At 67.7% G+C, this 25,787-nt stretch carries 21 protein-coding genes; 10 read left to right on the forward strand and 11 right to left on the reverse strand.

The window, feature by feature from the left end; all coding sequences use genetic code 11:
- Nucleotides 1-108 precede the first annotated feature (108 nt).
- The gene (locus PKD89_RS00395; RefSeq protein ID WP_287376931.1) at nucleotides 109-1,020 is read right to left on the reverse strand and encodes a type IV toxin-antitoxin system AbiEi family antitoxin domain-containing protein; all 912 of its coding nucleotides are present in this window, start codon (nucleotides 1,018-1,020) and stop codon (nucleotides 109-111) included.
- A gap of 436 nt (nucleotides 1,021-1,456) precedes the next feature.
- Nucleotides 1,457-2,233, reverse strand: a complete 777-nt coding sequence (locus PKD89_RS00400) for an SIR2 family NAD-dependent protein deacylase (RefSeq protein ID WP_289010878.1) — start codon at nucleotides 2,231-2,233, stop codon at nucleotides 1,457-1,459.
- A gap of 153 nt (nucleotides 2,234-2,386) precedes the next feature.
- Here PKD89_RS00400 and moeB point away from each other — a divergent pair, with 153 nt between their 5' ends.
- Nucleotides 2,387-3,619 carry a molybdopterin-synthase adenylyltransferase MoeB gene (gene moeB / locus PKD89_RS00405; RefSeq protein ID WP_289010879.1) on the forward strand — a complete coding sequence of 411 codons (1,233 nt, stop codon included), beginning with the start codon at nucleotides 2,387-2,389 and terminating at the stop codon, nucleotides 3,617-3,619.
- A gap of 12 nt (nucleotides 3,620-3,631) precedes the next feature.
- On the opposite strand, the gene PKD89_RS00410 is transcribed toward moeB, so the two are convergent.
- Complete coding sequence (locus PKD89_RS00410; protein WP_289010880.1) at nucleotides 3,632-6,403, reverse strand: glycosyltransferase; 2,772 nt, start codon at nucleotides 6,401-6,403, stop codon at nucleotides 3,632-3,634.
- A gap of 102 nt (nucleotides 6,404-6,505) precedes the next feature.
- Here PKD89_RS00410 and PKD89_RS00415 point away from each other — a divergent pair, with 102 nt between their 5' ends.
- The 7 genes from PKD89_RS00415 to PKD89_RS00445 all read left to right on the forward strand — a co-directional run bounded on the left by PKD89_RS00415 (nucleotide 6,506) and on the right by PKD89_RS00445 (nucleotide 14,078).
- A complete protein-coding gene (locus PKD89_RS00415) occupies nucleotides 6,506-7,621 on the forward strand; it encodes a glucose-1-phosphate thymidylyltransferase (RefSeq protein ID WP_289010881.1) in 1,116 nt (371 codons plus the stop codon).
- A gap of 36 nt (nucleotides 7,622-7,657) precedes the next feature.
- Nucleotides 7,658-8,224, forward strand: coding sequence for a dTDP-4-dehydrorhamnose 3,5-epimerase family protein (locus PKD89_RS00420; RefSeq protein WP_287376914.1), 567 nt, complete (start codon nucleotides 7,658-7,660; stop codon nucleotides 8,222-8,224).
- Between the two features lie 42 nt (nucleotides 8,225-8,266).
- Nucleotides 8,267-9,238: a dTDP-glucose 4,6-dehydratase gene (rfbB, locus tag PKD89_RS00425; RefSeq protein ID WP_289010882.1), complete on the forward strand. Its 972-nt coding sequence runs from the start codon at nucleotides 8,267-8,269 to the stop codon at nucleotides 9,236-9,238.
- The gene (locus PKD89_RS00430) at nucleotides 9,235-10,686 is read left to right on the forward strand and encodes an O-antigen ligase family protein (protein ID WP_289010883.1); all 1,452 of its coding nucleotides are present in this window, start codon (nucleotides 9,235-9,237) and stop codon (nucleotides 10,684-10,686) included. The genes rfbB and PKD89_RS00430 overlap by 4 nt, the downstream gene beginning before the upstream one ends.
- Nucleotides 10,683-11,651 carry a hypothetical protein gene (locus PKD89_RS00435; protein WP_287376903.1) on the forward strand — a complete coding sequence of 323 codons (969 nt, stop codon included), beginning with the start codon at nucleotides 10,683-10,685 and terminating at the stop codon, nucleotides 11,649-11,651. The genes PKD89_RS00430 and PKD89_RS00435 overlap by 4 nt, the downstream gene beginning before the upstream one ends.
- Nucleotides 11,652-11,729: 78 nt before the next feature.
- Nucleotides 11,730-12,446: a phosphocholine cytidylyltransferase family protein gene (locus tag PKD89_RS00440; RefSeq protein WP_287376900.1), complete on the forward strand. Its 717-nt coding sequence runs from the start codon at nucleotides 11,730-11,732 to the stop codon at nucleotides 12,444-12,446.
- Nucleotides 12,447-12,584: 138 nt separating this feature from the next.
- Nucleotides 12,585-14,078, forward strand: a complete 1,494-nt coding sequence (locus tag PKD89_RS00445) for a bifunctional glycosyltransferase/class I SAM-dependent methyltransferase (RefSeq protein WP_289010884.1) — start codon at nucleotides 12,585-12,587, stop codon at nucleotides 14,076-14,078.
- A gap of 85 nt (nucleotides 14,079-14,163) precedes the next feature.
- Here the strand turns inward: PKD89_RS00445 and PKD89_RS00450 are convergent, their stop codons facing one another.
- The 6 genes from PKD89_RS00450 to PKD89_RS00475 form a co-directional block, all read right to left on the reverse strand.
- Nucleotides 14,164-16,845, reverse strand: coding sequence for a UPF0182 family protein (locus PKD89_RS00450; RefSeq protein ID WP_287389650.1), 2,682 nt, complete (start codon nucleotides 16,843-16,845; stop codon nucleotides 14,164-14,166).
- Nucleotides 16,846-16,907: 62 nt separating this feature from the next.
- Nucleotides 16,908-17,696: an ABC transporter ATP-binding protein gene (locus tag PKD89_RS00455; RefSeq protein WP_287376887.1), complete on the reverse strand. Its 789-nt coding sequence runs from the start codon at nucleotides 17,694-17,696 to the stop codon at nucleotides 16,908-16,910.
- A gap of 5 nt (nucleotides 17,697-17,701) precedes the next feature.
- The gene (locus tag PKD89_RS00460; protein WP_324332210.1) at nucleotides 17,702-18,541 is read right to left on the reverse strand and encodes an ABC transporter permease; all 840 of its coding nucleotides are present in this window, start codon (nucleotides 18,539-18,541) and stop codon (nucleotides 17,702-17,704) included.
- A gap of 17 nt (nucleotides 18,542-18,558) precedes the next feature.
- Nucleotides 18,559-19,905: a sugar transferase gene (locus PKD89_RS00465; RefSeq protein ID WP_289010888.1), complete on the reverse strand. Its 1,347-nt coding sequence runs from the start codon at nucleotides 19,903-19,905 to the stop codon at nucleotides 18,559-18,561.
- A complete protein-coding gene (locus tag PKD89_RS00470) occupies nucleotides 19,902-21,158 on the reverse strand; it encodes an ABC transporter ATP-binding protein (protein ID WP_289010890.1) in 1,257 nt (418 codons plus the stop codon). The genes PKD89_RS00465 and PKD89_RS00470 overlap by 4 nt, the downstream gene beginning before the upstream one ends.
- On the reverse strand, nucleotides 21,155-21,964 hold the full coding sequence (locus tag PKD89_RS00475; protein ID WP_289010891.1) for an ABC transporter permease: 810 nt from the start codon (nucleotides 21,962-21,964) through the stop codon (nucleotides 21,155-21,157). Before PKD89_RS00475 ends, PKD89_RS00470 begins: the two co-directional genes overlap by 4 nt.
- 91 nt (nucleotides 21,965-22,055) lie before the next feature.
- On the opposite strand from PKD89_RS00475, the gene PKD89_RS00480 reads away from it, so the two are divergent.
- Together PKD89_RS00480 and PKD89_RS00485 are read left to right on the forward strand one after the other, a co-directional pair.
- Nucleotides 22,056-22,976, forward strand: a complete 921-nt coding sequence (locus PKD89_RS00480) for a class I SAM-dependent methyltransferase (protein WP_287376873.1) — start codon at nucleotides 22,056-22,058, stop codon at nucleotides 22,974-22,976.
- 95 nt (nucleotides 22,977-23,071) lie between these two features.
- Nucleotides 23,072-23,773, forward strand: coding sequence for a hypothetical protein (locus PKD89_RS00485; protein WP_289010892.1), 702 nt, complete (start codon nucleotides 23,072-23,074; stop codon nucleotides 23,771-23,773).
- A 114-nt stretch (nucleotides 23,774-23,887) separates the two neighbouring features.
- Here PKD89_RS00485 and PKD89_RS00490 read toward each other — a convergent pair whose 3' ends face one another.
- Both PKD89_RS00490 and PKD89_RS00495 read right to left on the reverse strand, forming a co-directional pair.
- The gene (locus PKD89_RS00490; RefSeq protein WP_287389645.1) at nucleotides 23,888-24,520 is read right to left on the reverse strand and encodes a hypothetical protein; all 633 of its coding nucleotides are present in this window, start codon (nucleotides 24,518-24,520) and stop codon (nucleotides 23,888-23,890) included.
- Between the two features lie 260 nt (nucleotides 24,521-24,780).
- Nucleotides 24,781-25,611 carry a hypothetical protein gene (locus PKD89_RS00495; RefSeq protein WP_289010910.1) on the reverse strand — a complete coding sequence of 277 codons (831 nt, stop codon included), beginning with the start codon at nucleotides 25,609-25,611 and terminating at the stop codon, nucleotides 24,781-24,783.
- Nucleotides 25,612-25,787 lie beyond the last annotated feature (176 nt).

Genomic DNA, 25,787 nt, shown 5'->3' on the forward strand with positions numbered 1-25,787 from the left:
GCGAGCCCTCTCCATCGCCTCGCTTCGCCACGGCGAGCCCTCTCCATCGCCTCGCTTCGCCACGGCGAGCCCTCTCCATCGCCTCGCCCTACCGCCCGCCACCGTGGCTTACTGCCTACGGTCGGGCCGCTTCGCCAATGCGAGCACGTTGCGCACCGCCTCGACGATCTCGTCGTCGGAAAAGGCCGACGTGAGGTGAACCCCGGTCCACCCCGCGGCGGCCAGGTGATTGGTGCGATGACGATCGGCATCAAAGGCCTTGCGGCTTTCGTGGTGTTCGAATCCGTCGGCTTCGGAGAACACCTGTGCATCCACCCAGGCCATGTCCAGCCGGTACTCCTTCACGCCGACCGTGATTCGATGCTGGCATGTGGGGAGAGGGACGCCCGCCTGGGTCAGCACTCGGAGTACCCGGGCTTCGAGCGGGCTCTCCGCTGGACCTGCGCAGCGCCGAAGCTCCACGAGGTCGCTCAGCACACGGGGACGCCGCCCGTACGTCGCTTGCGTGGCGATGACCATGGCGTCGACGGCATCGATCGTGGCCTGGCGACGACGTAGCGCCGTGTCCAGGCAGGTGGCCAGTTCATCAACCGTGATGCGGCCGGACAGGTCGATCAGGGTCCGAGCCGGGCTGGTGACGGGAATGCCGTCGGCGAGTGCCACATCCTCAGGGTCCAGGCGGGTACTTCGGTGCACCCGCACGTTGCGACGCTCAACCTTGCGCCCGCCGGGCACGATCACCTCCACCCGGGCATGACGCACCTCCCATCCCCACACGCGGGCGGCCGTGCTGTGGCTTGCCCATGCCTCGCCGATGCTCAACACTGCTGCGAGCGTCCGCTGATGAAGCGTGGCCGGCGTGGCCCCCAACGCCAGCACGCCGATGCCCGCTCGACGCCAGCGCCCCTTTGCCACCGCAGAGGTCACCGATCCTCGGTCGAAGCCGAGTTGCGCAGCCTGCTGGGTCGTCACCAAACCGTGCTGACGCGTCGCCAACTGAACCAAGGCCCGCTCGCTCATGAGAACAGCGTCTGCCGGGCCGGATAATTCGGCAACGGGGACCACGCCCCGGGCGGGTCCTCCACCGCGTTATGTCGGCGGTCCCCATGGAGCCTGCGCCTCGGGCATCGCCGAGCAGCGCCGCCGAGCAGCGCCGCCGAGCAGCGCCGCCGATCGGGCGCCCCGGTCCAGCCGGCATGCTGCGAAAGTCTGACCGCCGGGTTACGCATCACCACCATGCAAAAGTTGGCGGTGAGACTTTCGCACGACCGCCTGGGAGGGGGTCTGGTGGGTTCGGGCGAGACGGCGAGCATTTGATCCCGTCCGAGCGGTCGTCGCCTTGTTTGGGTGAAGCGGCGCTCGGGTGCCGTCTCGCTCGGGTGCCGTCTTGCTCGGCTCTCGTCTCGCTCGGGTGCCGCCTTGTTCGGCTCCCGTCTCGCTCGGGGTGCCGTCTCGCTCAGGTGTCGATGATGGCGGGCAGCACCTCGGAGATCGAACCGAGCACGACCACGTCGGCCAGATCGTCCATCGGCGTGGGTTCGCCGTTGACGATCACGATCGACGCGCCGTTGGAGGCGGCGATCGGCACCATGTCGGCCACCGGGTACACCTGCAGTGTGGTGCCGACGCTCAACAGCAGGTCGGCCTGGGCCGCGGCGGCGAACACTCGATTGAGGTCGGCCGCAACCAGCGCCTCACCGAAGAAGATCGTGGCCGACTTCAGGATGCTGCCGCAGAGCTGACAAGGAGGATCGGCCTCGCCGGCGCGCACCCGGTCGAGGGTGGTCTGCATCGGCGACGTGATCCCGCAGCCGACACAGCGAACCTGGCGCATCGTGCCGTGAACCTCGACGACCTTCTCGGTCGGCAGCCCCGACTCGACGTGGAGACCGTCGATGTTCTGGGTGACGGTGAGTGCCAGGCGGCCGGTTCGCCCGAGCTCGGCGAGCGCGGTGTGGCCGGGGTTGGGATCGGCGCGCCAGGCCGGGTGGTCCATGCGGGCGCGCCAAGCCCGCTCCCGCACCTCGGGGCCGGCCAGGTAGTGATCGATCGTCGAGAGCTTTTCCGTCTCCGGGTTTCGGGTCCACATGCCGTCAGGGCCTCGAAAGTCGGGGATGCCCGAGTCGGTCGAAATGCCGGCACCGGTCAGCACGACGATCCGCCGGGCGTCGGCGACCAGCTGAGCGGCCCGTCGCACGGCTTCGGGATCGGCGGTCGGGTGAGTCGTGGCCATGGCCTCAACCTACCGAGCGGCCTCATCGGGTGGTCACGCGCAGGGCGGCCGGCCCGCTTGGCGGGAATGTCGACCAGGTTGGTAGGGTTTATGTCAAGCGAGCCCGGAGACTTTCCCCGGGAGTGCACCAACCCCGAGCAACGAGCGTGATCGATGGCCAACTTCCGTGACCTCCTCAAGACGACCAAGCAGCAGATTCGTGAGGTCGATACCGAGACCTCCGACCGGCTGCGCGACCAGGGCTCGATGATCCTCGACGTGCGCGAGGCCGACGAGTACGAGGCGGGTGCAGTACCCGGGGCGTTGTTCATCCCCCGTGGCCACCTCGAGAGCCAGATCGAGATGCGCCTGCCCGACAAGGACACGCCGCTGATCGTGCAGTGCGCAGGCGGCGTGCGTTCGGTCTTCGCGGCCAAGACGCTTGCGGAACTGGGTTACACCGACGTGGCGTCGATGGCCGGCGGGTTCGGCAAGTGGAAGGACGAGGGCCGCGAGTGGAAGGTGCCCCAGAGCCTCGATCCCGACCAGAAGGACCGCTACAAGCGCCATCTGCTGCTGCCCGAGGTGGGCGAGGAAGGTCAGATGAAGCTGCTCGATGCCAAGGTGCTGCTGCTCGGCGCCGGCGGCCTCGGCAGCCCGTCGGGCCTGTACCTGGCGGCGGCGGGTGTCGGCACGCTCGGCATCGTCGATATGGACGTCGTCGACCGCTCCAACCTGCAGCGCCAGATCCTGCACAACGTCGACCGGATCGGCATGCGCAAGGTCGACTCCGCCAAGGAGGCGATCGAGAAGCTCAACCCGGACGTCAAGGTGATCACCCACGACGTGCGCCTTGACGCAGACAACATCGAGGACATCATCTCCGGGTACGACCTGGTCGTCGACGGGGCGGACAACTTCCCCGTTCGGTACATGCTCAACGATGCCTCGGTGAAGTTGGGCATCCCGGTCGTGCACGGCTCGATCTTCCGCTTCGAGGGGCACGTCACCGTGTTCGACCCCAAGAACGGGCCCACCTACCGTGACCTGCTGCCCGAGCCCCCGCCACCCGAGATGGCGCCGTCGTGCGCCGAGGCCGGCGTGCTCGGCGTGCTGCCCGGCATCGTGGGGTGCATCCAGGCGGTCGAGACGATCAAGTACATCCTCGATCTCGGCGACCCGCTGATCGGCCGTTACCTGGCCTTCGACGCCCTGGAGATGAGCTTCCGGGAGTTCAAGATCCGTCGCGATCCGGCCAACGAGATCACCTGGGAGAACCGGGACCAGATCAAGGTGGTCGAGCTGACCGACCAGTGCATGCCGGCGCCGCTGGAGGCGCCGGTCGCCTCCGTAGCCACGTCCAATGGCAACTCAGCGCCGGCCGGTCGGCAGCCGGTCGGCGTCTGAAAGTCGGACGACTCAGCCCTGTCCCCTGGGATCTGCGCGAACCAGGATCTCGGCCAACGCAGAGGCGCCGGCGTCCCAGGTGGGTAACTCGACGTCGGCGGCACGGTCGAACCCGTCGGTGAGGGCCTCGTCCAACGCAACGGCGAGGGCGTTGGGGTCGGTGGCTTCGACGTAGGTGACCAGCTCGCCGCCGATCTCGCGTAGCGAGCCGCCCGTCGAGGAGACGACCCGACAGCCGTGCCGAAGCGCCTCGACGACCGGCAGGCCGTAGCCCTCGGCGTGCGACGGCACGGCGACGACGGTCGCCAGCTCGTACAGCGCATCGAGGGTGGCGTCATTCACTTCGGCTGGCCACACGATCCGATCGCCGAACCCCGGGTGGGTGCGGATGCGCTCACCAAGCTCGTCGGCCTTCCATCCCTGGCGTCCAACGATGACCAGGGTGGCATCGGCGTCGACGGACTCGAAGGCGTCGAGCAGCCCGGCATGGTTCTTGCGGGGTTCGAGGGTGCCGACGACGAGGACGACCGGCCGTTCGGCCAGGCGGTCGAGAAGGCCTTGATCGACAGGTTGGGGTGAACGCGCAACCGGGTCGGCACCCAGCGGGATGACCTCGATCGCCAGCGGCCCCCGGCGACGGTCGCGTGGGCGGTCGTCCGCAAGGCGCAGGAGCTCGCCGGCGGAGAATCGTGAGCTGGTGACGACGACGTCGGCGTGTGCGAGTGCAGCGTCGACGTGGTCGACGAAGACCCGGGCCAGGTTGGGGTCGAACCAATCAGGGTGGGTGACCGGCAAGACGTCGTGCAGCAGGCTGACCACGGTGACCCCGGCGTTGCTCAGCCGGGGGTAGAGCACACGACGGGGAATGTCGCCGAGGTTCCAGCTGGCGTCGAGGTCCAACACGATCGACCCGGCAGGGAACTCCTCGATGATCAACTCGCCGTGGTGGGCCGGGCGTCGACGAAGCTGTGTCCGTCGGCGCGTGGCGTCGATGCGGGACCGCACCGGAGGTACGGCGGCCGCCCGGGTCACGGTCCGGCGCCAACGGGGCGCCCGACCCGGCGGGGGCGGCGGAGGATGGTTGGGCATGGCTTCGGGGTCGAAGAAGGCGGCGGTCTCGGCGTCGTCGAGACGCCGGTAGGCGCCATCGAGCGAACTCCACCGCATGAGCACCAGCGACAGCTCGAGGTGGTCGAGCGCCAGCCTGGTGACCAGCTCGGAGACCGCCCGCTGGATGCCGGCTCGCCAGCGCGAGACGAGCGTGTCGGTCACGTCGATAAAGACGATGGTCGGTCCCCCCACCTCGGGCCGGGGGACCGACGGGGCCGAGGTGCGCAGCCAGCGACTGCCGACCGCGTCGGTGGACGAGGTGCCCACCCGGCGCCAACGGTCGTCCAGTCGGGTGGCGAGGGCGCGGGGGAGGGAGGCACCGGTTCCGGCCATGACCGCGAGCCAGCGGCGGGTGATGTCCAGGTCGGGGCGCTGGAGCCGGCGTACCTTGCCCACGACGTTGCGACGGGCGAACGGCCAGGAGTTCCCCCAGGCGGCACCGAGGGCTCGCCGGGCGTCGGTGCTCGAGCCATTGCGGGCGACGGTGAGCAGCCAATTTCGGTAGTTGAGGAAGAAGAACCCGGACCACGACGACCCGGCGGTCGCCCCGAGCTGATGGTGGAGTACGGAATGCGGAGCGGTCATGGTCATCCATCCGGCCCGTCGCATCCGCCAGGACAGATCGCTGTCCTCGTAGTACATGAAGAACCTGGGGTCGAACAGGCCCACGTCGGCCAGGGCAGCCCTGCGCAACAGCACGCCACCCCCGGTGAAGCCGGGTACGACCTCTGGCTCGGCGAGGCTGTCGACGCGGTCTCCGAGGCGCAGCTCGTAGCCCTCGCAGTGGTCGGTCAGCGCGGTACCCAGGCTGTTGACCCGGCGCCCGGGTCGTCCACCGGCCGGAAGGCTGAGGCGCACGACGCCGTCGATCGGCTCGCCGGTCGCCGACGATGCACCGCAGCGAAGCGCGATCGGCCGGGTGCTCTCGAAGGTCAACTCCAGCCAGGCCGGTTCCTGGCGGTCGCCCTCACCGTCACCGTCGTCGGTGAGGCCGGCGGGCACCGGTATGGCGATCGATCCCTCGTTGGCCACCTCGAGCTCGCGACGAAGTGGGATCGACCAGTGCGGCGGGCGTGCCACCCCTGGGCCGGCGAGCACCTGGGACCATCGGCCTTGCCCGTCGACCGATACCTCGGTCAGCCGGGCCCGGCCGCCCTCGCCACCCACTGCAACCTCGACGTCCACGAACCAACGATCGAAGACGATCAGCGGGGCGGCGGCGCCGACCTCCGGGTGGGCCTCGAGGGTGTCGACCAGGGGCGCAAGCCAGCCACGGTCGACGACGGCATCGTTGTTGACCAACGCAATGAAGTCGGCGTCGGCTGGGCGCAACGCCCGGTTGATCCCCTCGGCGAAACCCAGGTTGGCGCCATTGCGGATGACCCTCCAGCCGGGATGGCGGCGGGCGAGCACCTCGGCGGAGCCGTCGATGCTCCCGTTGTCGACGAGCACCAGGTCCAGCTCACCCGGGGGCCACTCGGTGGCCTCGATCGATCGAATGCAGCGCGACGTCAGGTCGGCGGCGTTCCAATTGAGCACCACGACCCGAACCGACGGCACCTGCGCTGAGGTGACCTGAACAGCGGGCTCCCGTGCGGACGGCTCCCGTGCGGGCGGCTCCCGTGCGGGCGGCGTCCGGTCGGCGTCGTTCTCGGTCGTAGAGGGCTCGGACATCGACCCACGACGCTACCGTCGGGGCCGTGGCCGGCGATCAATCTGGGCTCGGCACGAAGCCGGACGCTGGGGAACCTCGCTGGACCTGCTAGAACGGCGGTGATGAAGGGCCTGATTCTCTCGGGCGGCGCTGGAACGCGTCTGCGCCCGATCACCCACACCAGCGCCAAGCAGTTGGTGCCGGTTGCCAACAAACCGATCCTTTTCTACGGGATCGAGGATATGGCCGCTGCCGGGATCACCGAGATCGGGATCATCGTCGGTGCGACCGCGCCGGAGATCGAGATGGCGGTGGGCGACGGCTCCGACTTCGGGGTGAGCATCACCTACCTGACCCAGGACGAACCGCTCGGGCTGGCGCATTGCGTGCTGATCGCCCAGGAGTTTCTCGGCGATGACGATTTCGTCATGTACCTGGGCGACAACATGTTGCAGCAGGGCCTCGACGGGTTTATCGACCGCTGGCGGACCATGCACGCCGATTCCCGGCCACCGTCGCTCGATGTTTCAAACCGGTCGAACAGCGGCCCGGCGGCCCAGATCCTGTTGACCCCGGTGCCCGAGCCGCATCGCTTCGGGGTGGCCGAACTCGACGCCGCCGGCCACGTGGTGCGGCTGGTCGAGAAGCCTGAGGATCCGCCGTCCGACCTGGCGCTGGTCGGCGTGTACCTGTTCTCGTCGGCGATTCACGAGGCGGTCGCGGCGATCGAGCCATCCGACCGAGGCGAGCTGGAGATCACCGACGCCATCCAGTGGCTGATCGACCACGACGTTCCGGTCCATCACGACCTCCTCGACGGCTGGTGGCTCGACACCGGCAAGAAGGACCCGTTGCTCGAATCGAATCGCCGCGTGCTCGAGAGCATCGAGCCGCGGATCGACGGCGACGTCGACGAGAACTCGACGGTCGATGGCCGGGTGGTTATCGAGGCGGGGGCCCGGCTGATCAACGCCGAGGTGCGTGGCCCGGCGATCATCGGACGCGGTTCGACGATCACCTCGAGCTACATCGGACCGTTCACGGCGATTGCAGCCAACTGCGAGGTGATCGATTCCGAGATCGATCAGTCGGTGATCATGGAGGGGGCCCGCATCCTGTCGGTGCCCCGCCTGACCGACTCGCTGCTGGGACGCGACACCGAAGTGGTTCGCAGCACCCGTCGACCCCACGCAACCCGGGTGATGCTCGGGGATCACTCCGCAGTCGAGCTGGCGTAAACCCACGAAGTCGTTCTCAACCCTGGAGGTTGGCCCATGGCCGAACTGAACCCATCCGACACGATCGACGGCGTGGTCGTCGTCACCCCCGACATCCACCGTGACGCCCGCGGCATGTTCATCGAGACCTACCGGCGCAGCTGGTTTCCCGGTCAGCGGGAAATGATCCAAGGCAACCGCGGCGACCGTCAGGCCAACTCGGTGGTCGGCCTGCACTACCACCTGCATCAGTCCGATTACTGGTACGTCCCCAACGGCTGGGCGAGGGTGGTCCTCCACGACCTGCGCGCCGGCGGTCCCACCGACGGCGCCACCCTGTGCCTGGACATCGGCGAGGTTGACGGCGGCCCCAACAATCACCTGGGTGTCTACATCCCACCCGGCGTCGCCCACGGGTTCGCAGCCCTGACCGACATGACGATCACCTACCTGGTCGACGGCTATTACAACCCGGCCGACGAGCTGGGGGTGGCTTGGAACGATCCGGCGATCGACGCCGATTGGGGGCTCGTCGACCCGCTGGTGTCCGACCGGGATGCCGCCAACCCCGGCCGCGATGCGTTGGAGCCCCAGTGGCGTCCCCACGCCGCACTGCGCACCTGATCACCTCTCTCCCCTCAACAGGACCTCTCAGCAAGGACTCATATGAAGCTGTTCGTCACCGGCGGAGCCGGGTTCATCGGTTCCAACTACGTCCGTCATGTGCTCGACACGAGCGATGATGAGGTGACGGTGTTTGACGCATTGACCTATGCCGGTAACCGGGCCAACCTGGCCGACGTCGAGGACGACCCCCGCTACCGCTTCGTCCACGGGGACATCTGCGACCGCGACGCGGTGAGCGAGGCGATGGCCGGCCACGACGCGGTGGTCCACTTCGCTGCCGAAAGCCACGTCGACCGCTCGATCCTCGGCCCCGACGTGTTCGTCCGAACCAACTGCACCGGCACCAACGTGGTCTGCGATGTCGCCCGGCAGGTCGAGGTGGACGCGATGGTCCACATCTCGACCGACGAGGTCTACGGCTCGATCGAGGCCGGCAGCTTCACCGAGACCGACCCGCTCGATCCCCGGTCGCCGTACTCGGCGGCCAAGGCCGGCTCAGATCTGATCGCCCTCAGCTACTACTCGACCTTCGACCTGCCGGTGCGGGTGACCCGCAGCTCCAACCAGTTCGGTCCCTACCAGTTTCCCGAGAAGCTGATTCCGTTTTTCGCCACCAACCTGATCCAGGGCAACAAGGTGCCGCTGTACGGGGACGGGCTCAACGTCCGCGACTGGCTCTACGTCACCGACAACTGCGTCGCTGTCGACCTGGTGCTGCGCCGGGGAACGGCGGGGGAGATCTACAACATCGGCGCGGACAACGAACGCACCAATCGGGAACTGACCGACCGCGTGCTTGGGCTGTTGGGCAAGGATGAGACCTCGGTCGAGTACGTGGCTGACCGGCTGGGCCACGACCGCCGCTACTCGGTCGACTGCGACAAGGTGCGTGCGTTGGGCTGGGTGGGCCCGACGCGTCCTTTCGAGGAAACGCTGGCCGAGACCGTGCAGTTCTACGTCGATCGGCCTGACTGGTGGGAACCCTTGCTCGAGCGGGTCAAGAACCGGTGAACCTCCCGGCCGACGCCAAGGCGTCGCCCGCGTCCCCCATCGGTTCCTTCGGTGATCCGGTCGGCCTCGTCGTCACGGTTGCCTGGTTGTTCGCCCTGGGCCTTGGGCCGGTGTACACGCTGCGCAACCGCATCAACCCACCGCTGAGCGGCCAGTACATCGACGACGCCCTCGTCAACGCGGCCTTCGTCGGGCTGCACGTGGGGGTGATCGCCGTGATCGTCGTGCTCGCCCGGCGTCGGCCGGCGATCTCTGGACTTACCGCCGTGCTGCTCGTGGCGCTCCACCTGCTGGTGATCGCCTCGGCCTGGTGGTCGCTGGCGCCGGGACGCTCGGCGACGCAGGGGGTGTTGTTTGCGCTGACGACGGTGGCGGCGCTGGTGGTGGGCGACCGGGTCGGCGTGCGGGGCGTCGTCCTCAGCCTGGCGGTCGCCTCCCAGGCGGGCGTCGTGCTCAGCCAGCTGGCGGTGCGGCGGGGCTGGCCCGACACGATCGACCTCAACGGCGACTGGGCGGGCATCTACCTCAACCGCAACTCGCTCGGGCCGGTGTCGGTGTTGGCCCTGCTGGCGACGACGGCGACCGCTGCGCTGTGGTGGTGCGACCGGAGGAGCGGTGATCGGCGGGCGTCCAACGGAGCTGGCGCCCGGGCTTACGGCAGCGTCGTCGGCGTGGTCGTCGCCACCGTCATCGTGGGCCTGCTGCTCGTCGATGCTCACACGCTGATCCGTTCGGCCTCGCTGACGCCCCTGGTCGGCGCCGTCGTGGGACTGCTGACCGCGCTGGTGGCGCTGGCGTTGCCGTGGTGGGCACACCGGCGCCGACCGGCGGGCGCGACGGGCCGGGCAGCGAGCCCGGCGATGCTCGGCGTTGGCCTGCTCGTCACGTGGGCGGGCCTGGCGCTGGCGGCGGTCGTGGGTCGATCGGCGCTGGCGACCGGGCTGGACCGAAGCACGACTCTCTCGGGCCGCACCGAGCTGTGGGGGTGGTTGATCGATGCGATCAGCCGTCGCCCGTTCAGCGGCTGGGGCTGGCTTGGGGTGTGGGAGGACCGGGCGCTCGAGGTCGAGGTGGTCGGCCGCTTCGACGTCGACTTCTCGACGGCCCACAATGCGGTGATCGAGATGCTGCTGGGGGTCGGAATCGTCGGTGGGGTCCTGTTGGTGGCGGCCGTCGGCGTGACGACCTGGCCGGTTGTTGTCGTTGCGGCGAGACCCGGCGTTCAACGCGCCGTCGGCGTCGTGGCGTTGGGGTTTGTCGGATACGTCGTGGCGGTCAACCAGCTGGAGACCTACGTCGGCGCCAACCTGTTGCCCTGGGCCCTGCTGATCGCGCTCGGGGCCGCCTGCGCTCGCCAGTTGAGGGCCGGCACGGCCGAACCGGTCCACACGCCAGGGCCGGTCGGCCGGGCCGGCATGGCGATGCCGGCGGCCGAGGTGGGCTCGTGAACGCCCCCCGCATCGACTGGGTGGTGCTGACCACCGGCGACCGGCCGGTCGAGCTGGCCAGGGCGCTCAACTCGCTCGCCGGTGGGCTCGCCGCCGAGGACCGGGTCCACCTGGTGCTCAACGGGCCGGACCTCGACCCGCCCGCGGCGTCCAGCCTGGCCGCCGACGTGGCGGCGGCCCTGCATGTGATCCACGCCGGGGAGAACCTGGGCATCCCGGGCGGCCGCAACCTGGGCGCCGGCATCGGGAGCGCCGGCGTCGAGCGCGCCGCGACCGTCGAGGCCGTCCAGAACAGTGCCGTTGAAGGTGGGGCCGACGTGATCGCCTTCTTGGACGACGATGCCGTCGTCGTGGGGGCGGGCGCACTGTGCGCCGACCTGCGAGCCCGCTTCGGATCCGATCAGCGGCTGGGCGGTGTCTCGTTTCGCATCGTCGACCCGACGACCGGGGCCACCGCTCAGCGCCACGTGCCCCGCCCGGGCGGTGCCGGGTTGGATCGCGAGGGGCCGGTCACCAGCTTTCTCGGCGGTGCCTCGGCGCTGTCCGGGCCGATGTTCCGCCAGGTCGGCGGCTACGAGGCCGCGTTCTTCTACGCCCACGAGGAGAGCGATCTGGCGTGGCGGGCAATCGGCCAGGGCTGGAGCTTCGTCTATGCGCCCTCTCTGGTCGTCACACACCCGATGCTGCCGACCACCCGTCACCCGGGGGCGATCGAGCGTTCGATGCGCAACCGGGTGTGGCTGGTGCGTCGCAACCTGCCCCTGCCGGTGGCGCTCGTTCACCTGGTGGTGTGGGTGGCGATCGGGCTGACCCGCTCGCGCTCGGCCGCCGGTGCCGCATCGCTGCTGCGGGGCCTTCGCACCGGGCTGGGCCCGTGTCCCCGGCCGCCGGTGCCGGTGGGCACCTCCCAGCGGTGGCGCACCACCTGGCGCCTCACCCGGGCGGGTCGTCCGCCGATCCTCTAGTCCGCTGTCGCTTCGCCTGGTCGGCGGATTCGAACGGTCAGCTACCATCGGCCCTTCATCCTGCGAAAGGTCTGCCGAGTGAGCCCACGTGTTGTGATCCTGGCCGCCGGAGTGGGTTCACGCCTCGGCAAGCCCCATCCCAAGCCGCTGACGCCCATCGCGGGTGGTCGCACGATCATGGACCTGCAGCTTCGCCACCTCAGCGACCGTTTCGATGCCGACTTGATCTCCACCGTCGTGGGGTTCAAGAAGGAAATGATCATGGAGGAGCACCCCGAGGTCTCCTACATCTATAACGATGAGTTTGGCGATACCAACACCTCTAAGAGCCTGCTGAGGGGGCTGCGCCTCACCGGCAGCGACCCGGTGCTGTGGCTCAACGGCGATGTCGTGTTCGACCCGGCAGTGCTCGAGATTCTTCAGCCCTACATCGACCGTGACCAGAGTTTCGTGGCGGTCAACACCGAGTCGGTGTCCGACGAGGAGGTCAAGTACACCCTCGACGACCGGGGCTTCATCAACGAGATCTCCAAGGAGGTCTCGGGAGGCCTGGGCGAGGCGGTCGGCATCAACTTTGTCGGCTCCTCGGACAAGCCGTTCCTGGCCGCTCGCCTGGAGGACTGCGGCCCCCAGGATTACTTCGAGCGAGGCATCGAGCTGGCGATCCAACGGGACCGCCGCAAGTTCCGGGCGGTCGATATCTCTGCGGCCCGTTGCATGGAGGTGGACTTTCCCACCGATCTCGCCCAAGCCGAGACCACGTTTGCCGACCTGGGGTCGGTCCGCAAGGGCTGACGGCCCGCCGTTGGAGCACTGCCCCGAAAACTGGGGGCCGTCCGGGCCTCGGTACACTGGAGGGCCGTTTGGGACAGCCGTCCGGACGGATTGTCGACAACCCCGAGGTGCCCCGTGCCAGAGCCGACCGATCCTGAGATGACCTCCCCGGCCGAGACAGCGGTGGGCGATCTGCGGATCGGCATCCTCGTCGTTGCCTACAACGCTGCGTCGACGCTGCGCGAGGTGCTCGATCGGATCCCCGAGGACTTTCGCACCCGGGTCGAGAAGGTCTACGTGTGCGATGACTTCAGCACCGACGACACCTATTTGATCGGCCTTGGGTACTCCCAGACCCGCGATGACCTGCCGATCACGATGGTGCGCCAGCCTCGCAACCTGGGCTACGGCGGCAACCAGAAGTCGGGGTACCGCATGGCGATCGACGACGACCTGGACGTGGTCGTGCTGCTGCACGGCGACGGGCAGTATGCCCCCGAGAAGCTGCCCGACATGGTGGTGCCCTTCGAGAGCGATTCGGCCGACGCGGTGTTCGGCAGCCGCATGATGACCCCCGGCGGTGCCCTGCAAGGCGGTATGCCCCGGTACAAGTACGTCGGCAACAAGGTCCTGTCCCGCTTCGAGAACCTGATGCTCGGCACCGAGCTGTCGGAGTTTCACAGTGGGTACCGGGCCTATTCGACCAAGGCGCTGGCCTCGATCGATTTCGAGAGCAACTCGGACGACTTCGATTTCGACACCGAGATCATCATCCAGCTGGTTGAGGCTGGAATGCGGATCGAGGAGATCCCGATCCCCACCTACTACGGGGACGAGATCTGTCGGGTCAACGGCATGAAGTACGCGGCCGACGTCGCCACCCATGTGGTGACTTGGCGCCTGAACAAGATGGGCCTCGGGCAGGGGCGCTTCGCCGACGTCGGCGAGGAGTACGACCTCAAGCCGTCTGCGGACAGCTCGCACGGCGTGCTGCTGCGCTGGCTGGACTCGATGCCGTCCTCGCGCGTGCTCGATCTGGGTTGCTCCGGCGGCCAGTTCGCCGCAGTGGCCCGGGCGAGCGGACACCACGTGACCGGGGTCGATGTCGCCGCTGCGCCGGGGGTCACCGACCGACTCGACCGGTTTGTACAGGCCGACCTCGATGCCGGCCTGGGCGAGGAGCTGATCGTCGAGCTGGGCGACGAGCCCTTCGACGTGGTGGTGATGGGCGACGTGCTCGAGCACGTGCGTCATCCGGGCCGGCTGCTCGCCGATGCGCGCAAGCTGCTCGCCCCCGGGGGGTCGATGCTGATCTCGGTGCCCAACTTCGGGCACTGGTACCCGAGGTTCCGCACCGCGCTGGGCGCCTTCGACTACGACATGCGCGGCATCCTCGATCGCACCCACGTGCGCTTCTTCACCCGACGCAGCCTGATGCGCCTGCTCGACGATGCCAACCTTCGGGTGGTGAGCTTCGACCAGGTGGGCCTGCCGCTCGGTGCGCTGGCCGAGCGCAGCGAGCTGGGCGTCGATGAGCACGGCGAATTTGATGAGCAGGGCCCGGGTGTGTTGGCCAAGGCGGAGTGCGCCCTCGCCCAGGCTTGGCCGACGATGTTTGCCTACCAGTTCCTGGTCAAGGCCGAGCCGGCCTGACCGAAGCCGGCCCAGAGGGCAGCCGCCTCCAGCTCAGGCCTCGCAGGCCAGAGGGCCGGGCTCACGGAGTTCGGTCGCCCGCGGATCAGCCGTCCGGTGTCCCGGCGTCGGCCGCCACCGTCTCGGGTGCGGTGGCCACCGGTTGACGCAGGTTGTTGAGCGCCTCTTCGAGGGTGCTGCCTCGCCCGACCAGCCCGTCGGCGTAGGCCAACACCTCGACCAGCTGCTGGGTGGCGTCGGGGCCGTTGGCGGTGACGTACACCGGTCGCACGTACAGCACGTCCTTGCCGTTGGGTACCAGCGTCATGGCGCCGAAGCGAACGGTGGACCCGCCGGCGGAGAGCAGCGTGAACTGTTGGCTGAGCTCGGTGTCGCCGTTGATCGCCGCCTGGACGACTGAAGGGCCCCCGATCTGTGTCTGGCCGTCCGACCCGTCGGGGCTGGGCACGGTCAACAGTTCGAGCTTCTCGCCGTCGTCGTTGTCGGCCAGTGCAAACGCCGACAGGGCGGCGCGCGGCGAGTTGGCGTTGGCGGCCGAGCCAAGGTTGAACGGACGCACCCCCACCCAGCGGGGTCCCTCGCCGGTCGAGGTGTCGAGTACCTGGGCGACCGGCGGAATGCCGCCTGGTGCCGGGTCCGAGCCCTCGATATCGCTGCCCGGGTCGCCGGAGACCACCCAGTTGCGGCTGCCGTCGAGGAACAGGTCGGGGTCGGTCACGTGGTAGCGGCCCAGCATGTTGGTCTGCACCTTGAGCATGTCGACCGGGTAACGCAGGTGCGCCCGAATCCCGGCAGGCATCTCGGAGATCGGGGTGAACGCCCCCGGATAGACACGGCTCCAGGCGTCGAGGATCGGGTCGTCGCCGCCCTGGCGCTCGGTGCGGTACAGCGTGACCGTGCCGTCGTAGGCGTCGACGGTGGCCTTGACCGAAGCGCGCAGGTAATTGAAGCGTCCCTGGGTGAGGTCGCTGTCCGGTGCCAGCCCTGCGGTGTTGGCGAACTGGGAGTTCGGGTAGGTGTCCGACGTGGTGTAGCCGTCGATCACCCAGGTGATCCGGCCGTCGGCGACCACCGGGTACGGGTCGGACCCGAACTTGAGGAAGGGCGCCATCGTGTGCAGGCGCTCGTTGATGTCGCGGCGGTACAACAGCTGCGAGTCGTCGGTGACGTAGTCGCTGACCAGCGGGTCGAGTTCGCCCTGGGTGAGTGCCAGCGCACCCTTCCGCCAGATCGAATTCATCGCTATGCCCGTGTCGGCGTCGAAGGTGGCACCGTTCTGCTGAGCGCGCTCGGTGCCGACGATTGCGTACCAGTTCTTGACGCCCTCGCCGAAGTACAGCTCCGGGTGATCGACCTCGAACTCGCCGGTCAGGGACTCGAAGTCGGGGCGGCCGTCGGGACGCACCTCGTCCGCCGGGGCCACTGCCAGGCCGTCGCCGTGGGTGTAGACCAAGTGCCTTTGTTCCCAGCCGCCCTGCGGAAGGCCGCCTGCGTCGGAGCTGCGGGCGGCGAGCAACACCGGCCGGAGTTCGCCATCGATCTTGTAGCGGTCGAGGTCGACGTTGGTGATCTTCACCGCTGTTCGGCCTTCGAGGACCTGGAAGGTGGAGGCATAGGGCCCCGGGTCGAGCAGCGGAACACGAGCGGGAACACCCTTGGCCGAGCCGGCCGACACCGGCAGGTAGAGCGACGGGGGCGTGGGGTCGGCCTCGACCAGCGAACGTTCGGTGATGTCGTTGAGGGTGTAGGCCGACCGGGTGGCCTCGAGGTTGTTCTCGACGTAGGGTCGCTCGACGATGGCCTCCTGCGGGGCGACCCTGAGGCGTGTGACGATGCCGGGCATCAGGTACAGCCCGACGACGGCGATCACGCCCCAGAGCGCGGCCGCGATCACCGCCAGGCGTCGGAGCCTGAAGCGAAGGTTGGCCAGGCACAGGCAGCCGACGACCACGGCGATCAGCGACAGCGTGTACAGGGTGGTGCGCTGCACGGTCAGCTCGGTATAGCCCGCCCCGACGAAGGCGCCGGAGGTCGACATGGCCAGTGACCGTTGCTGGACGACCATGAAGTCGATCGCCTTGACGAAGGCGAGCAGCCCGAACAGGACCGACAGGTGCGCCACCGCCCGCTGGTCGGAACGGCTGACGAAGTGGGTGAGGCTGATGCGCCGGTTGACCAGGTACACGAGCAGGGCCAGGGCGATGGCGCCGACGAGCATCCAGCTGAGCCAGGTGGTCACCAGGTTCCAGAACGGCAGCTTGAACAGGTAATCGCTGACGTCTCCGCCCAGCTCGGGCACCTCGATCCCGGTCGGGCGACCCTCGCGGAACAACAGCCATACCTGCCACTTCGAAGCGACCCGACGGGTCTCCCACAGGGCGAAGAGCACCGGAGCGGCCACGGTCAGCCATGTGTGGGCGGGACCCATCTTGGCCTCGTACCACTTCAGGATGCGGCCCTTGGGTCGATCGACCTCGGCTGCGCCTCGATGATTGGCTAGGTAGACGGAAGCGCCGGTGACGACGAGGGTAATGACCAGTGCGATCGCGCCCAGTTGCAGCCGCGCCACCATGGTCGTGCGCCAGATCGGCACGTCGGACACCGTGCGGAACCACCACATGTTGAGGGCCTGTTGGGCGATGGCGCGCAGGCTGAAGACGCCGACGAGGATGACGGCGATGACGGCGATGACGGTTCGCTGACGGTGGGATCGGCGCTCGACGAGGCTCACGAGCATGGCGCGTTCGGTGGTGGTGGCGACAGGCATGGTTCAGTCCCGGGTGGCTTCGTCGTGCTGGTGGGGGGAGCCGATCTTCGGTCGGTGCGGGCTCACTTCTGCTTCTCCGTGTACTGGGCGATGACGTCTGCGATGGGTCCGTCGGCTTTCAGCACGCCCTGCTCCAGCCAGATCCCACGCTTGCACAGGCGTTTCAGCTCGTTCATGTTGTGGCTGACCATCAACAACGTGCCGGCGTGGTCCAGCATCTCCTGGATTCGCCCCTCCGACTTGGCTCGAAACTCCTTATCGCCCACCGAGAGCGCCTCGTCGATCATCAGGATCTTGGGGCGGATCGATGTGGCGATGGCGAAGAGCAAACGGGCCTTCATGCCCGACGAATACGATCGCAGCGGACGGTTGATCGCATCGCCGATGTCGGCGAACTCGATGATTGAGTCCATGTGTTCGTCGATCTGTTCGAGCGACATGCCGAGGGCCAGGCAACCGATGCGAATGTTGCGGATGCCGGACACCTTGGGCAACAGGGCTGCGCCCACGCCCATCAGCCGGGGTTCGTAGGCGGCGTAGATCTGCCCGTTGGTCACCGGTAGCAGACCGGCGATGGCGGCCAGGATGGTGCTCTTGCCGGATCCGTTCGAGCCCATGATGGCAACCGACTCGCCCTCGTAGACGGCAAAGCTGGCGCCCTGGACAGCGTGGATGATCGTCCTGCCTGCACCCTTCAGCCCCGTGAAGCGCTCGCGGAGGCCGCGTTGGCGGTCCTCCCAGACCTCGTAGTCGATGTCGACGTCGTTGAGCAGCAGCACCATCGGGCCGCGTTGGGCAGAGTCGGCGTTGGATGCGTCGCCCGGCCGTTCGCCCGGGGTTGGGGTCGTCACCGCCCTCACCCCCGCCCGTATCGCAGCTCGGCCCGCCGGAAGAACCTGAAGCCCCAGACGAGGGCGAAGACCGACCAGCCGATCGCCACCGCAAGCTGGTGTCCGGTCAGCGGGAGACCGAGGAACGACCACCGGTAGAGGGTCAGGTAGGCGGCGAACGGGTTGAGCTCAACCAGCAACAGCATGGGGCCATGGATCCGATCGGCGATTTTGTCGAGGGGAAACATGACCCCGGAGGCGTAGATCCCCAGCCGAAACAGAAACGGCACGATCTGGGCGACGTCTCGAAATCCATCGTTGAGGCGGGCCACGATCATGGCGGCACCGAGGTTGAAGCCGGTATGAATCAGCAGGACCACCGGGATGGCCAACCACCGGGGGTTGGGATAGAGCCCCATGACGATCGACAGCGCCGCCAGCATGCCCAACTCGAACCAGAACGTGATGATGTGGCTGAAGGTCACCGACACCGGCAACAGCGCCCTCGGAAACTGCACCGCTCGGATCAGCCCCTCGTTGGAGGTGATCGCCTGTGCGCCGGACAAGACGGTCTTCGATGTGAGGTTGTAGGAGAACACCCCGATCGTGAGCCACAGCAGGTAGTTGTCGACGCCGCGTGAGGAGTTCAAGATGACGCCGAAGATCACGTAGTACACCAGCACCGTCAGCAGCGGGTTGGTGATGTGCCACAGGTTTCCCAGCAGCGTATCCTGGTGCCGAGCCCGGACCTCCTCCATCGGGAGGGAGGTGGCGAAGTCGCGGCGTCGCCACATCTCGCGGAGGTAGACGAGCAGCGGTTGCTGCGCGGCGACTGGGCGGAGCGGAGGGGTGACGTCGGTGGTCATGGGAGGGAGCCGGCGACCTAGCGGGCCTTGCGCAGCGCCACCAGGCTGCGAAGGGTGAGAATCACGATGCGGAGGTCAAAGGGCAACGATTGATTCCTCAGATAGTAGAACTCGTACTGGAGTTTCTCCCGCGCGCCTTGGGAATCAGAAGTGTACCCGAGGTTGATCTGAGCCCAACCAGTCAGGCCGGGCTTCACCAGGTGGCGGTGGTCATAGAACGGAATGATGGCGCTGAGTTCCGCGACGTAGGACGGCTGCTCGGGTCGAGGGCCGACCAGGGAGAGGTCTCCGCGCAGAATGTTGGCAGCTTGGGGCAGCTCATCGATGTGCAGCTTGCGCAGCACCTTGCCGAACGGGGTGACCCGGGGGTCGTCCTTCTCGGTCCACGGGGTTTTTGTCGTTTTCTCTGCCTGATCGCCGGCGTTGCGCAGCGGCACCATCGTGCGCAGCTTGTGGATGCGGAACTCCTCACCGAGCTTGCCCACCCTGGGCTGGGAGTAGATCAGAGGTCCGCGGTTGCCCAGCAGGTTGCCGATCGCCACGAAGGGGACGGCGACGATGAAGGCCAGGCCGAGGGTGAGGCCGGCGACCACGTCGAGCAGCCGGTTGACGCGCAGGTACACCGGGGAGTGCACCTCGCCGATGTCGAAGAGCAGCGACACGTCGGCCAGCTCGGAGAGCGGCACGAGGCGGAACCAGTCCTCGTAGAAGCCGAGCAGCGTGCGGATGCGCATGCCCTCGGCGTGCAGGTGTGCGGCCTCGCGTGCCAACGGCGAATCGTTCATCAGGTCGTCGGCCAGCACCAGGATGCTTGGCCGATGCACCTCGACGGCTCTGCGCAGCCGCTCGGCCGTGTCGGTGGCGCCGGGGACGACGCTCAGCGTGGCGCCGATGCGCAACATGTTGGGCACGCCGCGCTCGGTGACCCGTTCGAGGTCGGCGAGCTGGTCGGGCGACGCGAGGACGATCGCCATCACCGCACCTCGGCCTCGGCTGGCGACCAACGGCAGGCTGACGAGCAGGTTCACCACCGGCATCACCGCCAAGCTGGCGAACACGACGAATCGGGGTAGCAGGGCATCTCCGGCGGCCAGCTGGATGATCGACGCCACCCCGACGGTGACGGCCGGGGCGGCAAAGCTGGCGCCGACCGCTCGACCGACGGTGCGGACAGCGTCGGGCAACCCGGCCATGTAGGCGACGAACAACAGCCCGATGGTCCACCCGGCGGCGGCGGCAGTTCGACCGGGGTCGCTCAGTGAGTACCGGGGCTCGGCGATGGCTGAGGCGTGAAAGGTGAAGAGCCCGACCACGGCCAGTGCAGTGGCGACGATCAACGCCAGCTGACCGACCCTCCGCCTCATGGGAGTGGCGCCTCCCAGCTGCCGGCGAGGTCGATCAGGCCCGCAACGATCGGGCGCGAGCCCTGTCGAACGACCAGCCGGTATCCCTTGTCGATCCGGTCGTAGAAGTGCTGGTTGTGCTCGTCGCGCACCGCGACGGTCAGCTCGTAGGTGCCCGGCGCCAGCGGCACCCTGTCGACCACCCAATCGATATGGCCGATGCCGTCGACCGTGCCCAGCTGGCGTCCTTCCAGCCAGGTGGAGGTGTCGGCGACGTGGGTACCCGATTCGTGGTGCACCGAGAAGCCCAGCACCGGCGCCTTGACCGGTTGGGTGGTCCGGTAGGCGAAACGGATCGTGCCCGGTTCGCCACAGATCAGCGATTGGGTCTCGGCTCCGGCGTCGTCGACCAGCCCTACCTCGGTGATCTGTATCTCGCCGGAGCCGTGGTGTTCCACGTCACCGAAGCTTCTCCCGGCCCGAGCGTCCTCAGCGGCATTCACCCGGTCGAGGTAGGCGCTGACCACGGCGGAGGCGTCACCGACCAGTTGCACCTCGCCGCCGTCGAGCCAGACCGCTCCGTCGCACATCGTCTCGACGACCGTCATGCTGTGGCTGACGACGATCACGGTGGCGCCGCCCTTGCGCAGCTCGTAGAGGTACTCGAAGCACTTGCGCTGGAAGGCCTCGTCGCCGACGGCAATCACCTCGTCGATCAACAGCACCTCGGGGTCGATGTTGACCGCCACGGCAAAACCGAGCCGCACGTACATGCCGGAGCTGTACACCCGCACGGGGGCATCGATGAACTCGCCGATCTCGGCGAAGTCGACGATGCGGTCCATTCGGGCGTCCACCTCGGCCCTGGTCAGGCCGAGGATGGCGGCGTTGAGGTAGACGTTCTCCCGGCCGGTGAGGTCCGGGTGAAAGCCGGAGCCCAGCTCGAGCAGGGCCGACATGCGACCCGACACATCGATGGTGCCAGCGGTGGTTTGATAGATCCCGGCGATGCATCGCAGCAGTGTCGACTTGCCGGAGCCGTTGTGGCCGACCAGCGCCCACATCGAGCCGGCGGGCACATCGAAGCTGACGTCGGACAGCGCCCAGAACTCCTCGTTCTTGGCGCGTCGCCCGGAGGTGAGGCGCTCCTTGAGCGAGCTGGCGCCCTCGGTGCGCAGGTTGAAGTGCTTGGAGACACCGTTGACCTGGATCGACGAGTCGCCCGTGCGCTCTCCGGGGCCCTTGGCCTTGAGTAACCGCTTCCTCAAGCTCACAGTTCCTCGATGACCGACGGGGCGGTGCGGGAGAAGTACCACCAGCCGAACACGACCGATCCGATTGCCCAAGCCGCGCCGTACGCCACGCTGTTGACCGACGGCATTTGGCCCTCGTACATCAGGAGCTTCATCTGCTGGACGTAGTGGGTCACCGGGTTGAGCTTCAGGATCTGCTGCGCTGTGAACGGCCCGACGTCGGCGTTGATGTCGTCGAGGCGGTACACGATCGGCGTGGCGTAGAACATCAGCTGCAACATCAGCGTGATCAGGTAGCCCACATCACGAAAGCGGGTGTTCCACACGCTGGCGGCCATGCCCATGCCCAGCCCAAGGCCCATTGCGCAGAGCATCACCAACGGGGCCAGGAGCATCATCCAGGTGGCGTTGCCCACGACCAGCATGAACGCAACCAGGATGCCGAACTCGATTGCAGCCTGAAACGCCACGCCCGCCACCGACGCCAGCGCCGGCAACTCGGGCGGGAAGTACACCTTGGTCAGTAGCTGACCTGTATCGGAGAAGGCACCCAGCGGGCCATCGAGTGCGGCCGAGAAGGCGTTCCACACCACCAGGCCGCAGAAGAGGTACAGAGCGAAGTTCTTGAGCGTGCCGTTGGCGCCGATCGGCGCCTGCACCTTGAAGAACACCCCGAATACCAGGCTGTAGATCGCCAGCGACATCGCCGGGTTCATCAGCGACCAGGCCCATCCCAACACGCTGCGCTTGTACCGACCCTTCAGGTCGCGCTGGGTGAGGTTGCTGATCAGCTCGCGGTGGCTCAGGATGACGGCGGGGCTGGTCATAGGACCTGGCAACACTATCGGTCCAGGGTGGTGATCTACAGACACCCAGGCGGTCGGCGGCGGTCCGTTGGCCGTTGGGTAGCGTGATGCGATGACCTCCAGCCGCTATCACGTCGATGAGCGACCCCACGAGCCCAACAACTCCCACACGCTGTTGTTGGACCTGGTCGGCTCCAACCGACGGGTGCTCGAGCTGGGATGCTCGACCGGATACATGACCCAGTGGCTTGCTGCCGCCGGCTGTGATGTCACCGGAGTCGAGGTCAGCCCCGAGGCCGCCGAGGAGGCCCGCCAATGGGCGCAGGAAGTGGTCGTGGGTGATCTTGACTCGCTCGATCTCGAGGCCCAGTTTGGCGACCGGCGCTTTGAGGCGGTGCTGTGCGGCGATGTGCTCGAGCACCTTCGCGACCCGGGCCGGGTGTTGGTGGCGGCCCGGCGCTTGCTCGAGCCCGGCGGTGTCGTTGTCGCCTCGGTGCCCAACGTTGCGCATGGCGATGTGCGCCTGGAGCTCCTCGCCGGACGCTTCGAGTACCGCAACCTCGGCCTGCTCGATGACACCCACGTCAGGCTGTTCACCAGGGACTCCTTGCAGCGGCTGCTGAGGGACTCCGGTCTGGTCGGCGTCGACTGGCGCACGACGCGAGTTCCGTTGGGCACCACCGAACTGGCGGCCGCGGTCGACGCGGCCCCACCCGGGGTGCGGGAAGCGCTCGAGGCCGATCCCGACGCCGAGACCTATCAGTTCGTCGTCGCGGCCGTGCCCGACGACGGCACCAAGGCGCTGGGCGAGTTATCCGACCGATTGGGCGCCGCCCAGCTGCTGGCCGAGCGCTCCGAGGTCGAGAACGTGGCGCTGCGCGCCAAGGTGGAGCTGCTCATCCGAGAGGCCGAGGCTGCTCGCACCGAGGCGGTACGGCTCACTCAGGGCCTCAGCGCCGCACAGGCTGTCAAAAGCTGGAAGGGGCTGACGCCGTTGCGCACAGCGGTGCAGCGGAGCCGAGGCGATCAGTGAGCGATGGTCCGACGGGTCGTCAGGCCGATGAGCCTCGTCCTCCGATGAGCCTCGTCCTCCGATGAGCGCCGCATTCCGATGAGCACAGCATTCCGATGAGCACCGTCACGACACCGGTCATCATCATCGTGCGCGACCGGCTCAACCCTTTGGCGCTGCTGGTCGACTGGCTGGAGCGTGCCGGTGCACAGCGCCTGGTGCTGCTCGACAACGACTCCACCTACCCGCCGCTGGTTGACTACCTGGCCGCCTCCCCCCACGACGTCCGGTTGTTGGGGCGCAACCTCGGACATCGCTCGCCGTGGCTCTCGGGCGTCGCCCAAGAGCTGGGCTGGTCCCGCCACTATCTGGTGACCGACCCCGACGTCATCCCGGTCGAGGAGTGTCCGAGCGATGCGATCGATCATCTCCACGAGGTGCTCAATCGCCATCGCTGGCTGACCAAAGTCGGCCTCGGGCTGCGCATCGACGACGTGCCGGGCCACTACGCACATCGCGATGACGTGATGCGTTGGGAGGCTCAGTTCTGGAAGCAACCCATCGAGCCCGGCCTGTTCGCCGCTCACGTCGACACCACCTTTGCGTTGCACCGGGCCGGCCCGCCGCCCCGCGAGGAAGTCTCCGCCCGCACCGGGTGGCCCTACGTGGCCCGCCATCTCCCCTGGTACGCCGATAGCGCCAACCCGACCGAGGAGGAGCGCTACTACCGCAGCCACACCGACGCCGGGGTCAACAGCTGGGACGGCGACGTCCTGCCCCAATGGCTGCGTTCCACCATCGACGGCGCCACCGGCTGACCTCTACTCGTCCCAGATCCAAGGATCCGATCTTTGGGATGGATTGAGGTCACCTGCTGGCCCGTAATCATCCCAAAGAAGCGATTCCAGCGTTGGGACTGATCGTGGGGCAGCTCAGTTGGGGATCAGCCGGGTGGTGAGCTCGGTGATGGTGATGCTGCGGGTGGAGCGGGTGGTCTCGTCGGGAAGTGCGCCCGTGATCGGCAGGCCGATGATGTTGGCCTCGTAACGCACCGACCACGTGAGCGTGGTGGTCACCTCGTAGGTGCCCGGCTTCAGGTAGGTGTGCAGGCAGGCGCCTGGCGTGGAGTCCGGCCGGCCTCGGGCCCATGGAACTCCGCCGTTCGGACAGATGATCGGCTCGCTGCCGTCGCCCGGGTCGATCGTCAGCGTGCCGGTGGGGGTGGCGGTGGTGACCGCCGAGTTGTTGGCGTCGGCCTGGGCCGTCGCTTGGTCCGGGCCGGGCAGATCGGCCCAGAACCACACCGGCAGGTTCACCGGGGTGGTGCCACCCTGGGGTGGTGCAGACACCAGCTCGGGGTCGGGCAGTTTGGCGGCATCCAGTGCCGCCCTGGCCAGCTGCTCGGGGTCGGCCGGGGCTGGCGGAGGCTGCCCGCCGGGCATCGATGGGTTGTAGGTGAACAACTCGGTGATCCGCAGCTCTCCCCGGTAGTAGCAGTACCGCACGTAGTTGTTGTTGGCTGCGAGATCCGTCACCTCGTCGCCGCCAATTGCAGCACCGTTCACGTTGTCGATGTGCTTGTAGAACCGACAATCCCAGTCATTGTCGACAGCGGAGCTGCCCCCTCCGCGACCGGGAAACCCGCTGCCCGGGCCGCCGCTTCCACCCCCGCCAGCAGCAGAACTGGGTCCGGCACCGCCACCCCCGCCGCCATTGCTCCCGGGCGCCACGGCCCCCGCCTCTATCTGCCCGTCGTCCCCGCCCCCCACATCTTCTGCACCTGCAGGCAGAGTCATGGAGAGTGAGGCCAGTGCGACTATGAGGGTTAGAGATTTGACGCGCATCCTGTCTTCCCATTCCTGGCGTTCTGAAGGATCATCGCTGTGAACCTCAGTCCTTCGGGTGTCGGCACGAGTTGAGCTTCCCAAAAAGCAGAGCTGACCCCGTCGTTCTTGGTTTCGTCCGTCTTGGCGCTGCGACTCTCGTAGTCGTTGTATTCGCACAGCGAGATCTGGATGCGCTCGTTGGCGGCAGGCGAGATGTCGTCGATCCAGAACGCTCCCTCCGAGTTCCTTGGGTAGGCGTAGTAGCTCCCCTGGTCGGTTAGCCGTTGGACTCGAACATGGCTTTCGAACAGCGGTTCTACCTGGCCTAGAAGGTCGGGGCGTTCGAGGTCGGTCATCGAGGTCGGGATCTCCGTGTCCGGCTTCGTGTCGGTGACCGTGGTGATCATGGCGTCGAGGTACTCGTGGATGACGTCGGCGGCTTCCTGCTGCTCGTCGGTCCACTCCGGCTCCAGCAGCAGCCCCCTGGCGACGGCGGGGGTCTTGGCCTCGTAACCGCCAGCGGACACGACGGTGCCGTCGGCGAAGCGCTCAGCAGATGGGGCCGATGTCGGGGGCACCGTGGTCTCGGTCGGATCGCTTGAGCCGCGTGTGTCAGGTGGTTCGGCGGCGGAAGCTTTGGACGGCTCGGAAGCGGTCGAAGCGGCGGTCCCACTGTCGCCCGAAACGGCTGTCGTTGACGTGGTGGCCTCCGCCTCCGCCTCGGCCAGCGGGGTGACTTCCCTGCCGGAGTCGCCGCCGCAGCTTGCGGCCGGGATCAGCAACGCTCCGCCGATCACCACGGAAATGGCGAGGCGGGCGGAGAGGAACATGGCTGGTGCTCCTACGCGGCGCCGCTTGGTGGCTCGCTGATTGGCGCCTGTCGGAGCAGGGCTGACCGTCGATGTCTCGGTCGCTTCAGAGAGATCGCCGTCACCCATGAGGCCCTCGCACAGACATCGCCGCGGCAATCGGCCCCACCCCAAAGCATCCCTGCCGCAGCCGTCGA

The organism is Candidatus Neomicrothrix sp. (assembly GCF_035329545.1).
Taxonomy (GTDB): Bacteria; Actinomycetota; Acidimicrobiia; order Acidimicrobiales; family Microtrichaceae; genus Microthrix; species Microthrix subdominans.